Raw genomic sequence first — 13,103 nt, 5'->3', positions numbered from 1 at the left:
ATAACACATCACCATGGATATTCAACGAGCCTGATACCGATGGTCGGTACCGCTTTCGTAGACGGTCGCTGCGCTACACTATCGACCAGCCGGTATCGCAGGTGTCCTACAAAATTTCCGTTAGGTGGATCGAAGTCGTTGCCTGAAGAAGACGACGAGTTCACTGACGTAGCCGGTGCCCCAAATCGCGACGATCATCGCGCCGACCGCGTTGAACACGAAGTCGGTAACGATGTCGTCGATTCCGTAGACGGTGATCACCCCGCCGAGGGCGAACTCCAGGACCTCCCAAAAGACGCCGGTCGCGAGGACGAAGACGACGATGAACACGGATCGAAACGTCGATGGGACGCTCATCTCCTCGGAGTGGAGTTCGAACGCCCGAAAGGCCGCGTATCCAAGTCCTGCAATAACCGACGCCGAGACGGTGTGGGCGATCTCGTCGTACCACTGATACTGCTCGTAGAGCCAAACCGACCCGACCATGTGGAGAATCACCGCGACGGTGATCCAGAGGACGAGTCCGGCGTCCATCGAGTACCCGTACTCCAAACGCAACCACGCCGGAAGCAACGTAATACCGAGAGCCACCCCCGCCGTTCCGGCGATCCCGAACTGACCCGTCGCGATACCGTACCCGAGGACCGCGCCCAGCGTTAGTTGCAGGCCTCGAACGATGCGCCGTTCCTGGGAATCCGAAAGTCCCAGCGAGTCACCGAGCGTCATGATGATTTCGCTCCGTTCGCGGCTCGAGTGACCGCGCCAGCCGGTTCGAATCGGTTGGTGTACCACTGGAAGACCATTCCGAGCGCAAGTGCTACGGCGGTGACGGCGACGAAATCCCACTGCAGTTCGGTCTGCGAACGCAGGTACTCCGTCCCGAGCCACTGGTCCGAGTAAAACTGCGCGACGGTCCAGAGCGCCTGCAACGCCATCGTCGTCAGGGCCGCGAAGCCGACGGCGAACCGACTGCTCAGTTCGACCGACGTGAAGGCCTCGAGTTCAACGACGACGATAAGTGCAAGCGTCGCGACGGCGAGATACACTGTCGTCTCGAACGGAAGCCCGGCCGCGCCGGCACCGGCAGCGAACGTTGCTACCGCCACGAGCGGCCAGGAGACTATCGCCGTCCAATCACGAACCGATACTGCGGGTGCTGCGACGATGGCGACGAGGAACAGTTCGAACCCGCCCCAGAGTAGTGCGCCAGTAAAAACGCTCTCGAGGGCACTCGTCGCCATAATGGCCGTTAACACCCATGCGATGAGGGCGTTCATCCGTTTGTCACGGATGAGTTTCTCGATCGTCACACCGTATCGATCCGCTCCGTAGACAGTAAAATCTGTACCCGGATTCGAACCCGTCGAAGCGGGATCGGTTCCGTGGCCAACAAACCAAAGGCCTGATTCGAGGGCCGACCGGTATACCGGATTCGCCCTCGCCACTGAGACGAACGACACGGTGGCAGTGGCCGTCGACCGATGAAAGCGAGGACAGGCAGCGATAGCGATCGGTAAATCCGTCATCGAGGCGGGGTGTTACACTTCCTACTTCGTGTTCTGTCACCACATCCGGCTCGCGAGAATCTCGTCTTCTTCCGCTCCGATGTCCTGTGGCACCGCCTCCGGCCGGATCAATGACGAAGGCACCCGACATGAATGTCCTTTCGACGATGAACGACTGGCTCGAGTTGTCTGAACTACCAATAGTGATAATAGTCTTCGTTTTCCGGGCCGACATTCTTCTGATTCGTGCCTTTGTGAGTATCCATGGCTGTTTTCGACGGATGGGACGGAAAACGTTCCCTCTGGGTCGGCGTTGGACTGATCATTGCGGCGTTGATCGGAATTGCACTCTTCAGATACGTGGGGACTGTCCTCTTCGCGATATTTGTCTACTACGCGACGCGTCCATTATATCGCCAACTCGATCGTTTCATCGACCACCCGAACGTGACGGCGACGGTCACGATACTATTCGTTATCCTTCCCATGGCGGTGGTTATCGCCTACACAGGCATCGTCGCGCTTCAAGAACTGAATCAATTTCTCGCCTCGAGCGACCTCGAGGCGTATCGGTCGTATCTCCAGCCGTATCTGCGATTGGCCAGAGAGGGCGACGTCGGCGGACTTCGAGACGCATTCCAAGACGGTTCCGGCGGCTCTTTCGGGTCCATCGTTCGCCAGGGTGTACCGGGAACCCTGGGACAACTGCAGTCGATCGGCGGCTACGTCTTCTCGGTTCTCGCTCGATTCTTTCTCATGCTCACGATTCTCTTCTATCTCCTGCGTGACGATAAGAAGGTCCGACGGTGGTTTTACGAGAGCATCGACCACGACGAGGAGGTCGTTTCCTACCTCGAGGCAGTCGATGACGACCTCGAGACGATCTTTCTCAGCAATATCGCGGTCATTGCGGTCGCAGCCGTAACAGCAGCGATAACGTACGCGGCTCTCAACTACTTCGTCTCGGACGGGGTCGTCGTCGCGACGCCGGTGTTGCTCTCGCTGCTCATCGGAATCGGGACGCTGATACCGGCGGTCGGCATGAAAATCGTCTACGTCCCGTACGGACTGGCGCTACTCGGACTCGCGCTGACGACGCCGACGCCATACTGGCACCCGGTCGCGTTCTTCGTTCTCACGTTCGTCGTCGTCGACACGATCCCCGATTTCTTCGCGCGGTCGTACCTGTCCGCACAGAGCGGCGTCCACATGGGACTCGTTCTGCTTGGATACTTCCTCGGAACCCTCGCGTTCGGCTGGTACGGGCTCTTCCTCGGACCGATCGTCGTCGTCCTCGCGGTCCATTTTGCGTCTATGATCTTTCCCGCTCTCAGTAGCGATTTCCTCGGCGAGTAACCGCAGCGGAATTTCCTGCTACCGACTCGCTTCCGCGGAACTGTCGCTTATCGAATCGGTGTGTGAACCGCAATCGCAAATCCAGCATTTAATCGATTAGGTCGCATATCGGATGGTCCCTGGTGTCCAATACATGCGCGAACTCCGCGATGTTGAGGGACTACATCCGCGAGACCTCACGCAACGCCAACGGTTACTGCTACTCTTCGTAGCCGGCCTCGTTCTCATCGTTCTCTTTTATACGATCGTCTACAATTGGGGGATGCGAGTCCTCGAGGACCGTCCTCAGTCTCTCTTTCGGTCGTTAAACACGGTGGTCGAGACGATGACGACGACTGGATACGGCGCAGACTCGCCCTGGACGACGCCGGCGATGAATACGTTGATGGTCACGATCCAATTGAGCGGGGTCGTTATCGGATTCATCACGCTGCGCGTCCTCGTCATCCCGCTCTTCGAGCGGACACCGCTGAACCTCGACGACCGCCTCACGACCAAAGATGATCACGTCGTCATCGCGGAGTACCAGCGCGATACCGGAATCCTCCTCGATGAACTCGAGAAACTCGATACCGACTACGTCCTCATCGAGTCCGACGAGGAGGCAGCAAAGCGCCTTTCGGACGACGGCTATCAGGCCATCAACGGCGATCCCGAGGAACGGGCAGACCTCGAGCGTGCGACGATCGAACGGGCGTCGCTGCTCATCACCGACGCCGGAGACAAAACAGCGAGCATCGTCCTGACTGCGTTAGAAGGCAACGAAGACCTACGAGTGGTTAGTTTCACGGGATCGACGCGCCACGAGGCAGCACTCAGGAAAATCGGCGTCGACCGGAACGTCGCTCCGCACGCGCTGATCGGCCAGTCGCTGGCCAAAAAATCGATGACGCCGGCTGTGGCCGGCGAACGGTCCGACGAGATCGAGATCCGCGAGATACTCGTCCGTCGGGATAGCCCGCACCACGGCGTCCGGGTGCGTGACTCCCCAATCGTGAACCACCCGAACCTGACGCTGGTCGCTGGATGGTTCGGCGGCGAGTTGCGTCTGCCGCCATCGCCCGACGACAAACTCACGCCTAACACTGTGCTGGTTATCGCCGGACCGGAGAGCGAACTCGACGAAATCATGAATGAGGTCGCGGGCGTCCGGTCGCGACGCATTGAGGCCCCCTCGAAGACCATCGTCGCCGGCTTCGGAGAGGGTGGCACTGCGGCTGCGGAGGCGTTCCCGGAGGATCTCTCGGTCACAACTATCGACAACTCGGAAGGGTGTGCCCCCGACATCGTCGGTGACGTTACGGAGCCTGAAACGCTCCGCAAAGCCGGTATCGACGACGCTTCGGCACTGATCGTCACCGTCGACACGGATTCTACCGCGTTGTTGACCGTGGCGGTAGCCCGGTCGATCTCGAGCGATATAGAAGTTCTCGTGCGTGTTACCGAGGGAGAAAAGACCAAGGCCGCATTCAGCGCAGGGGCAGACTACGTCCTCTCGATCCAGCAGGTATCCGCTCGGCTAGTCGCGTCGGAGGTACACGGTGAACGAGTCGTGGATCCGACCAGTCAGATTCGTCTCGTGTGGGCCGATGTGGCCCAGTTTGCCGGCGAGTCACTGGCCGATGCCCGTCGTAATACCGACCGGGGATGGGCACCGATCGGTGTTTCGCGTGACGACAGCATCCTGACCGACGAACGCACCACCATCAGAGCCAACGACGAAGTGCTTATCGCGGGAAGCGATGCTGCAATTCAGGAGTTCGAGCGAACGGTCGATGCCTCGTGACCAGGGGCACGTCGGCACTTAGTCGCTAGCAGTCTCAACGTCGCGGCTGACGTACGGAATCCCTCCTCGAGGATCTCGCGCTCGAAATAGAGGAGTTCGTCGGCGACCACCGCGGCCGTGATGAGAACGATGGCGTAGAACGTTCCGCATTCGGCGGTATACAGGTGAAAGAACACGAGAACGAACGAGAGTCCGGCGAGACCGACAGGGCGTAGATGACCCCCACAAGGCCGAAGCCGACGAGGACGAAGACCTTCACCGAGGTGAGAACGTTCTCCGCCGACCCGGACGCATGGGATCCGAGCAGAATCAACCCGACGAACCCGACGATTATCGTACGGAGTCGTCCGCTACTTTAGTGCTGTGCCGTCGAAGCGAACCGCGCCCGGAGTTGATAACGACGATGAGGCTACTGACCCCCATCATCACCGCGGCGATGAGCGGGTTGATCAGACCGGCCACAGCTAACGGGATGGCGACGATGTTGTAACAGACCGCCCAGCCGAGATTTTGGCGGATCCGGCGGCGGGTCGAGCGCGAAATCGCGAAGAACGTCGGGATCGCCTCGAGATCGGCATCCCTGACGACGACGTCAGCGGCGTCCACCGCGATGTCCGTCCCCTCCTCGAGGGCGATACCCACGTCGGCGCGTGCGAGCGCCGGCGCATCGTTCGTCCCGTCGCCGATCATCGTCGTCGTTCCCTCCTCGCGGAGCCGTCGGAGTATCGCTTCCTTCGATTCCGGCCGAACGCCGGCGAACACGTCGTCGACGTCCGGGTGGGATCGAAGCCACCGGGTCGCACGTTCGTCGTCGCCGGTGAGCACGACGATCCGCCGGTCCTCGCTCGAGAGGGTGGAAACGACGCTTTTCCAGTTGTCTCGAGGGCGATCACGGATCGCGACGACGCCGCGGACGACGCCATCCCAGCCGACGACGGTAGGCTGGAAGCCGTCCTCGCGCGTCGACGTGACGGCTTCGGCGAGGCGGTCGGGAAATTCCCACGTTTCCGAGCCGGACCGTCGGTCGGACTCGGCACGGAACGTCTCCGGGTGACCCACCGTGACACGCTTACCGTCGACGGTCGCCGAGACGGACCGTGGCCCGCTGTCGAACGAATCGACCGTGGCATCCACCGCGGGCGCGGCGTCGACAATCGCCGCTGCGATCGGATGATTCGACCGCGATTCGACGGCCCCGGCTCGCTCGAGGACGGCATCCGGATCGTCCGCGACGACGGTTTCGACGGTCATCTCGCCGGTGGTGAGCGTCCCGGTCTTATCGAAGACGACGATCTCGGAGTTCGTGATCCGCTCGAGGACGTTCGTCGACAGGACGGCCGTGTTGTTTTCGGCCGCTCGAGCGCTACCCGCGGCGAGCGCCAGCGGCGTGGCAATCCCGAGCGAGCACGGACACGAGACGACGAGGACGGAGAGCCCGATAAGTATCGCCTCGCTCGGCGGCTGCCCGATGGCCAGCCAGAGAGCCGTTGCGGCCCCCGCGACGACGACGACCAGCGGTACGAACACCACGGCAAACGTATTGACGAGCCGCTGGACGCCGGCGTCGGTGCTCTGGACGTTCCACAGCAGTTCGACGAGTCGATCCAGCGTACTCGCGGTGTCGTCGATTTCGACGACGAGCGTCCCGTCGGTAAGGATGGAGCCGCCGATGACCGCGTCGCCGGTCGACGCCGAGAGCGGAACGGGTTCGCCCGTCATGAACGCCTCGTCGACGGTCCCCGTCCCCTCGACGACCCTCCCGTCGAATGGGATTCGGTCGCCGGCCGTGACGATGATCCGCTCACCCGGTTCGCACGCGTCCCGATCGACCTCCGATGTCGACCCGTCGTCCGCGAGCAGTTGAACGGTCGTCTCTCGAGTTGCGGCGAGGGCTGCGTGGGTTCCGACCGCTCGTCGTTTGACGGTCGTTTCGACCCGGTTCCCGACGGTGACGACGACGAGCACCATCACCGCGACGTCGAAGTAGACGTGGCGGGAACCGAGCGCGAGGGCTACGAACGAGTACGCGTAGGCCGCGAGTACGGCGATCGAGATCAGCACGTCGACCGTCGGTCGGCGGACGACGAGGCTGACGTAGGCACTTCTGAAGATCGGATAGCCGAGAACGAGGACGATGAGCGTGCTCCAGAGGGCAAGCGGAACGAACACCATCAGCCGCACCGTCGAGCCGTACAGAAACGATGCCGGATAGATTCCCAGATAGGTCGGGTAGATAAACAGCAGGTACGGCGCCATAACGGGCATCGCGAGCAGGACCGCCAGGATCGTTCGGTACTTACCGAGGTCGAATCCGGCGTCGTCGCGCTCACCGGCGGGTTCGACGGCGCGGTAACCAAAGCCGCTGATCGCAGCCGATAGCTCGTCGCGCTCGATTTCGTCCGGATCGTACCGAAGCCGAATCATTTCGGTCGCGTAGCTGGCACGCGCGCTGGAGATCCCGTCGGTCTTCGTCGCCACTGCCTCGAGAAATCGCTCGCACGTCGTACAGTGCATCCCCTCGAGGGAGAGAAACGCCGTTTCGAACTCGCCGTCCGGCAGCTCCTGGTCGGGTTCGAGCGTCCCCTGATCGGACTCGAGCGGCGCTTCGGAGAGCGCGGCGCTCGAAGCGGATGCCGTCGCGCCGATTTCGTCGGTCAGTTCGGCGGGCGTGATCGATTCGAGCGGTCCCGTATCGTCGGCGTCCGACATCCCCTCGACGGCCCGGTGGACCTCGAGGCAGCCACGACAGCAGAACTCTCCCTCGAGGTCCGCCTCGCGAACCGGTCGGGAGCCGGTGGGAAGTCCACAGAGCGTACAGGCCGTCATGGCGAGTGAAGTGCAAGCACGTACAACGTGTGGAACCTTTAGAACCTCGACTTCGAGACAGCGGTCCGAGCCGTCTCGAGCGGGAGAGCGGTAATCGTCCAAACGACGGTTAGGCCACCGAGCCGACGTACAGCGTCACGACGAGGATGATCCACACGAGATCGACGAAATGCCAGTACATCGAAACCGTCGAGACGGACGTATGGCGATCCGCGGAGAACTGGCCGGTAACACCCCGGACGAACACGATTCCGAGGAGTATCACACCCAGCGCGACGTGGAGTCCGTGGAGTCCCGTCAGGGCGAAGAAACTGCTCCCGAAGACGTCGGTGATTCCGATTCCGTCGACGACCAGGAGTTCGTAGTACTCGAACAGTTGACCGCCGACGAAAACGAGGCCGAGGAGGACCGTTAGCCCGAGTAGGACGATAAATCGGCGACGGTTTCCGTCGCGAATCGCCTCGTGAGCGACGTGCAACGTCACGCTACTGGCGATCAGGATGGCGGTGTTCGCGAGGACGATCCACGAGACCAACGATGGAAGTTCGCCGGGCGGCCACGAGCCCGTTCGAATAAAGAAGTAATAGACGAAGCCGGCGCTGAACGTCATGATATCGGTCGCGAGAAAGAGAACCATCCCCCATCGCAGATCGATTCCGTTCTCCGCCGGCGTCGACGGTCCGTCCCAGTACGAACGGACGAACGCGTGATACGTCCACCCGTATAAGCCGCCCAGGAAGAACGTGATCCCGCCAACGAGGGCGATAGGCCCGAGCACGCTGCCCACGAGCGGGTCGTCGCCGCGGGACAGAAGCACGAGCGCGGCACCGAAGTAGAGGCCGGCGATTCCGACGCCGGTTACCAGGGGCCACCAGCTCGCTTCACCGAATCCTCGAGGCCAGTCCTCATCAGCCGGCGGAGCGTGCTCGTGCTCGTCATCAGTCCCCTCGTTCAGATCGCCGTCGACGGCCGATCCCATACCACCGAGTACGAGTCCCGCTCTCAAAAATATCCGCCCAAAAAATTCTATTTCAGTAACACCACCAGCATCCCACCCGACGAGCCTGGCGAGTCGCGTTCGGGAGCGTTGGCAGTATCTTCTTATCGCTTCGCGTGTATGGACGAGACATGGACGGAACGCCCGAACAGCGGCGCTCGAGTGCGTGGCCGATAGTAGCCGCGTTCGGCATCGTCGCGACCGAAGCCGGCGTACTGTTCGGACTCGTCGTGATCTCCGTCGGCGGCGTCATCGCCGTCGGTGCCAGCTGTGCGAGCATGGTTCACGAGGCCGGGTACGCGAGGGACCCGTGGCGGCCGCTACGATTCTTCGGTGTGGCCGTCGCCGGCCTCAGCGCGGTGGTCTGGATCCTCGCCGCTGCCACGATAACGCCGACCGCCCTCGCCAGCGCCGCGGCGACCGACGGAATCGCCGTCCGAGCGGCAATCGTTCTCGGAGCGGCAGTGATACTGATTCTCGCGGGATTTACGGGCCCCATCGTCTCGGAAATCGGAAATCCGAGCGGTCGAGACCCCGAGTACTGAGTCGCCGGATTCACATCGTTCGAACGGCGGCTCCAAGCGACGCCGGCCTAGAGTACCGCCGTGAGAAACCCGCTGACGAACACGCCGACCGTAACCGTGAGCAGCAGCAGTCCGAGCGTTTCTTTGCGAGGCATACGTTCCCTCGAACGGCTGTGAACTAAAACGAATCGCCGCGAGCGGTCGATCGTCGCCGCGCTGTGGACGCCGGCTGCCACGAACGCTGCCCGACAGTTATTACCCGGATCGTCGTGTATCTCGAGGAGAGCAAATGACCGACGGGGACGAATCACCTTCGAACGCGACCGCAGAGCAAGCGCAGGCGGTTTCGGGCGCACCAGCCAATCAGGACGAGGATCTCGGCGCGGAACTCGACATCACCCCCCGGGTCGTGCTGTCCGCGTTCGCCGGGGGCGCTCTCGGCCTGATCGCAATGGTGCCGATCCTCTTCGTTCCGCCGGCGTTCCTCGATCTCTTTCAAGCGGACACGATCGTCGACGTCGCCGAACTCGGCCGAGCGCTCGGCCTCGAGCCGAACCTCCTGCTCGGCATCGTCGTCTTCGTCGGCGGCGGGACGATCGCGCTGCCGCTGCTTTTCGTCGTTGCCGGCGCGTTTCTGCCGCCTCGAGAGCCCCGATCCGCTCGCGCGATTACGTTCGCGACGATCATGTGGACAGGCTTCGTCATCGCCTTCTGGCCCGGCGAGTACGCGGGCGTTCTCTTTCTCGGGCTGTCGCTTTCCGCTCACTGGGTTTACGGCTACGTGCTCGGAGCGGTGATGCAGCGATTCGCACATATTCCGCAGCACTCTGTGTGAAGCGGCGAGTTCCTAGGACTCGGAGTCGGTCTCCCCGTCGTCCGTCTCCGTTTCGGACCGCCGCTCGTTTTGACCATCGCCAGTATCCTCTCTGTCCGCCCGCTCTTTCGGACCAACGTCGGCATCCACTCCACCGTCGTCGATAGCTCCGACACCGGCGTCGTCGATCGCTCGAGCGGGCCCGACCTGTCCCTGCTCGAGGCGCTCTTCGAACCACTGCCACTCGCGGGTGAACTGGCCGGTTTCTTTCAAGTCCCAGACGTCGGCATCGCGGACGATCGGACCGGCTCGAGCGGACTGGATCATGTTCACCACCCAGAGGATCACGCTCGCACCGAGGATGAACGCGCCGACGGAGGCGACCTGATTGAGCGTGATGAACTCCGCGGGGTAGACGCCGTACCGGCGGGGCATTCCCATGTATCCGAGGATCAAAAGCGGAATGAACGTGATGAACGCGCCAACGATTAGAATCAGGGCCTGGATTCGCGCGAGGCGCTGGTTGTACATCCGGCCGGTGATCAGCGGGAACCAGTAGTAACTCGCCGCGATCATCGCGAGCGGGATGATGCCGACGACGATGAGGTGGAAGTGACCGACGACGTAGTGGGTGTCGTGGAGGACGAGGTCGACCGGCACCGAAGCGAGAAAGACCCCCGTGATGCCGCCGATCACGAACGTACTCATGCCGCCGATGATGCAGATCAAGGGCGCGGTAAGCTTGAGATTCCCGTTCCACATCGTGGCGATCCAGTTGAACTCCTTGATCGCACTCGGTATGGCGATGGCCAACGAGACGGCCATGAAACTCGCGCGCAACCGAGGATCCATCCCGGTCGCGAACATGTGATGGGCCCAGACACCGAACGAGAGGATCCCGATCGCGATCGTCGAGTAGACGATAAAGCGGAAGCCGAACAGCCGGCGACCGCAGAACTTCGGCAATATGAGGCTTATCAGCCCGAACGCCGGCAGAACCAAGATGTACACCTCCGGATGGCCGAAGAACCAGAACAGGTGTTGCCAGAGCATCGGCCCGCCGCCCTCGACCGCGAAGAACGTCGTTCCGAAGTTGCGATCGAGCAACAGCATGATCAGCGTGCTGCCAAGCAGGGGAAACGCGAGCAGAATCAGGCCGCTGGTCACCAGCATATTCCACGAGAAGATATCCAGTTTGTCCCAGCCCAGATCGTCCGGCCGCTCCGTGAAGATCGTGACGATGAAATTTATCGCCGCCATGGTCGTCGCGACGCCGCTCAAGTGAAGCCCGAGCAACGCGACGCTGATCTGCGGATTCACCATCTCGACCGACAGCGGCGCGTACATAGTCCATCCCATCGCGACTGGCTCGAGCGCCTCGAAAACGGTCACGTCGACCGGCAACACGCCGACGACCATTCCGACGATGTCCGTAATAAGCCCGCCGCGGACCATCACGAGCGACGGCGGGAGCAACCAGAACGCGATCGCGTTGATCCGGGGGAACGCCAGATCATCCGCACCGAGCAACAGCGGTAGCACGTAGTTGGCGATCCCGGTAAACACCGGCGTCACGAAGAAAAACAGCATCGTGAGCCCGTGGGTGGTAAACACCGCGTTGTAGGTCTCGACGTTCCAGATCGCACTCTCCGGTACCAGCAATTCGCTGCGCATCATCATCGCGTCGGTCATTCCCCACAGGGCCGCTACCGTTCCGAACAGGATGTACAACAGCCCGATATCCTTGTGGTCGACGGTCGTGAACCACCGCAGGATACCGGTCGGTTTCTCCGTACCCGTTAGCCCGATCGTCGCCGATGCGGTCCCACCATCGGCGAACGATTTCGCGGGGCGATCGCTCCGGAAGTGAAAGTACGCAGCGAGCGTTACTAATACGGTCGCAGCAAGCACAACGCCGGGAATGGTACCTACCATTGTGAATTCCTGTTGAACGGTCGATTGCTGCCGAACGGTTGGATCGGTCGAAATATCCGTGCCCTACGACTACCGACATTTTCGGCGAACGATAAATAACAGTTTGCGCCGATGAAACACATAAGTTCTGTCATGGTTGGTTTGAGAGACGGCCATACACCGCACCGAGGGTGAACCCATACACCCAGTGGGCAAACAGCGTGTACGCTCCGAACAGAACGACCAATGGTCCGCTGATGTCACCCCGGCCCGTGATCACGAACGGAACCCAGAGGATCGTCGCGAACACGACGCCGCGGGCGGCGGGATCCGGTCCGCGGGGGAGGTACGGTTCGAGTGCGAGAAACAAAAGCGGCCAGGCGACCGATCCGGCGATGGCGAACAGGACGAACCCGATCGTCGGACTGTTTGGCGTTCCGATGAACCGGGCAATCACGGAGAAGATCTCCATCTCCGAGCGAGTCTGGACCTCGAGCATCAACAGCATCAGCGACATGACTGTGGTCGCGGCGATGCCGGCGGCGATCGCGCGCGTGAGCCGTTTCATCGATCGGTGTGATCTACCAGTTCGTTCATCGGTGTGATCTGCCAGTTCGCTCATTCACTCTCACCGGTCGATTCCGATCGTTGCTCGTCGAGCCACGATTCGTATTCATCTTCGCTCACGACCTCGACTGACGACAACATTTCGGCGTGACCGGTGCCACACAGTTCAGCGCAGTAGACTCGGTACTCCCCCTGTCCCGTTAACTCGGTCCGGAGGAGATGTCTCTCCCCCGGTATCGCGTCTTGTTTCAGCCCCAACTCCGGAACGTGGAACGAGTGTACGACGTCGTTGGACGTGATATAGATGTACACGGATTGGTTTTCGGGAAGGACCAACGCCTCGCTGGTCGTCACGTTCTCGTCCGGATACTCATACGTGAACTGCCACTGCTCTGCGACGACGTTGACTTCGATAGCGCCCTCGGGCGCGTCGGCTGGCCCCTGCTCGCTCTGTGGGTCGTCGAGTATCGTCGACACCATCGGATGTGCCAGCGCGTGAAACGAAGCCGTGCCGACGAACAACAACACGATTGCGGTTGCGATCGTCCAGGTAATCTCGAGCTGTCGGTTCTCCCGGGTCGGTTGCGGTCCGTCGGCGTTATCACCGTTGGCGCGGAACCGCCAGACCGTGTAAACGAGGATGATCTCGACGAGAACCGCGATCGGCACGGCGAGGTAGAGTAGCTGTTGGTTGAGATTTTGGATCAGTTGATCCGTAACCGAGCTGGCGACAGCGACACCAGGAACGGCGGCTAAGCCGAGCAAACCTAGCGTAGCGACGAGTACGGGGCGATGTACACTCCGCATTCACTTT

At 61.5% G+C, this 13,103-nt stretch carries 11 protein-coding genes; 4 read left to right on the top strand and 7 right to left on the bottom strand.

Features of this window, described 5'->3' with window-relative positions; translation table 11 throughout:
• Positions 1 to 120 precede the first annotated feature (120 nt).
• Complete coding sequence (locus HALLA_RS18820; protein ID WP_049955044.1) at positions 121 to 726, bottom strand: hypothetical protein; 606 nt, start codon at positions 724 to 726, stop codon at positions 121 to 123.
• Positions 723 to 1,310 carry a hypothetical protein gene (locus HALLA_RS18815; RefSeq protein WP_049955043.1) on the bottom strand — a complete coding sequence of 196 codons (588 nt, stop codon included), beginning with the start codon at positions 1,308 to 1,310 and terminating at the stop codon, positions 723 to 725. Before HALLA_RS18815 ends, HALLA_RS18820 begins: the two co-directional genes overlap by 4 nt.
• Before the next feature lie 459 nt (positions 1,311 to 1,769).
• Between HALLA_RS18815 and HALLA_RS18810 the strand changes: the two genes are divergently transcribed.
• Together HALLA_RS18810 and HALLA_RS18805 are read left to right on the top strand one after the other, a co-directional pair.
• On the top strand, positions 1,770 to 2,861 hold the full coding sequence (locus tag HALLA_RS18810; RefSeq protein ID WP_049955042.1) for an AI-2E family transporter: 1,092 nt from the start codon (positions 1,770 to 1,772) through the stop codon (positions 2,859 to 2,861).
• Positions 2,862 to 2,994: 133 nt separating this feature from the next.
• Positions 2,995 to 4,647, top strand: coding sequence for a potassium channel family protein (locus HALLA_RS18805; RefSeq protein ID WP_049955041.1), 1,653 nt, complete (start codon positions 2,995 to 2,997; stop codon positions 4,645 to 4,647).
• Positions 4,648 to 4,977: 330 nt separating this feature from the next.
• On the opposite strand, the gene HALLA_RS18795 is transcribed toward HALLA_RS18805, so the two are convergent.
• Both HALLA_RS18795 and HALLA_RS18790 read right to left on the bottom strand, forming a co-directional pair.
• Entirely contained in the window at positions 4,978 to 7,473 is a 2,496-nt protein-coding gene (locus HALLA_RS18795) for a heavy metal translocating P-type ATPase (protein ID WP_049955039.1), read from the bottom strand.
• 109 nt (positions 7,474 to 7,582) lie between these two features.
• A complete protein-coding gene (locus tag HALLA_RS18790; RefSeq protein ID WP_049955038.1) occupies positions 7,583 to 8,452 on the bottom strand; it encodes a cytochrome c oxidase subunit 3 in 870 nt (289 codons plus the stop codon).
• Between the two features lie 149 nt (positions 8,453 to 8,601).
• On the opposite strand from HALLA_RS18790, the gene HALLA_RS18785 reads away from it, so the two are divergent.
• Positions 8,602 to 9,015, top strand: a complete 414-nt coding sequence (locus tag HALLA_RS18785; RefSeq protein WP_049955037.1) for a DUF7541 family protein — start codon at positions 8,602 to 8,604, stop codon at positions 9,013 to 9,015.
• 268 nt (positions 9,016 to 9,283) lie between these two features.
• On the top strand, positions 9,284 to 9,829 hold the full coding sequence (locus tag HALLA_RS18780; protein WP_049955036.1) for a DUF6789 family protein: 546 nt from the start codon (positions 9,284 to 9,286) through the stop codon (positions 9,827 to 9,829).
• 12 nt (positions 9,830 to 9,841) lie between these two features.
• Here the strand turns inward: HALLA_RS18780 and HALLA_RS18775 are convergent, their stop codons facing one another.
• The 3 genes from HALLA_RS18775 to coxB all read right to left on the bottom strand — a co-directional run bounded on the left by HALLA_RS18775 (position 9,842) and on the right by coxB (position 13,096).
• Entirely contained in the window at positions 9,842 to 11,743 is a 1,902-nt protein-coding gene (locus tag HALLA_RS18775; RefSeq protein ID WP_084569142.1) for a cbb3-type cytochrome c oxidase subunit I, read from the bottom strand.
• A 130-nt stretch (positions 11,744 to 11,873) separates the two neighbouring features.
• Complete coding sequence (locus HALLA_RS18770; RefSeq protein WP_339325767.1) at positions 11,874 to 12,344, bottom strand: DUF6789 family protein; 471 nt, start codon at positions 12,342 to 12,344, stop codon at positions 11,874 to 11,876.
• Positions 12,341 to 13,096 (bottom strand): cytochrome c oxidase subunit II, encoded by a 756-nt coding sequence (coxB, locus tag HALLA_RS18765; RefSeq protein ID WP_049955035.1) that lies wholly within the window; start codon positions 13,094 to 13,096, stop codon positions 12,341 to 12,343. The genes HALLA_RS18770 and coxB overlap by 4 nt, the downstream gene beginning before the upstream one ends.
• Positions 13,097 to 13,103: the final 7 nt, after the last annotated feature.

The sequence above is a fragment of the Halostagnicola larsenii XH-48 genome (genome assembly GCF_000517625.1).
GTDB lineage: Archaea > Halobacteriota > Halobacteria > Halobacteriales > Natrialbaceae > Halostagnicola > Halostagnicola larsenii.
The sequence above is the reverse complement of the archived record's forward strand: the minus strand, read 5'-3'. Positions and strand labels throughout refer to the sequence as shown.

Excerpts from the sequence above, each read along its gene's own strand:
- HALLA_RS18820 (WP_049955044.1), bottom strand. The coding sequence starts at position 726 with ATGACGCTCGGTGACTCGCTGGGACTTTCGGATTCCCAGGAACGGCGC.
- HALLA_RS18810 (WP_049955042.1), top strand. The coding sequence starts at position 1,770 with ATGGCTGTTTTCGACGGATGGGACGGAAAACGTTCCCTCTGGGTCGGC.
- HALLA_RS18805 (WP_049955041.1), top strand. The coding sequence starts at position 2,995 with ATGCGCGAACTCCGCGATGTTGAGGGACTACATCCGCGAGACCTCACG.
- HALLA_RS18795 (WP_049955039.1), bottom strand. The coding sequence starts at position 7,473 with ATGACGGCCTGTACGCTCTGTGGACTTCCCACCGGCTCCCGACCGGTT.
- HALLA_RS18790 (WP_049955038.1), bottom strand. The coding sequence starts at position 8,452 with ATGGGATCGGCCGTCGACGGCGATCTGAACGAGGGGACTGATGACGAG.
- HALLA_RS18785 (WP_049955037.1), top strand. The coding sequence starts at position 8,602 with ATGGACGGAACGCCCGAACAGCGGCGCTCGAGTGCGTGGCCGATAGTA.
- HALLA_RS18780 (WP_049955036.1), top strand. The coding sequence starts at position 9,284 with ATGACCGACGGGGACGAATCACCTTCGAACGCGACCGCAGAGCAAGCG.
- HALLA_RS18775 (WP_084569142.1), bottom strand. The coding sequence starts at position 11,743 with ATGGTAGGTACCATTCCCGGCGTTGTGCTTGCTGCGACCGTATTAGTA.
- HALLA_RS18770 (WP_339325767.1), bottom strand. The coding sequence starts at position 12,344 with ATGAGCGAACTGGCAGATCACACCGATGAACGAACTGGTAGATCACAC.
- coxB (WP_049955035.1), bottom strand. The coding sequence starts at position 13,096 with ATGCGGAGTGTACATCGCCCCGTACTCGTCGCTACGCTAGGTTTGCTC.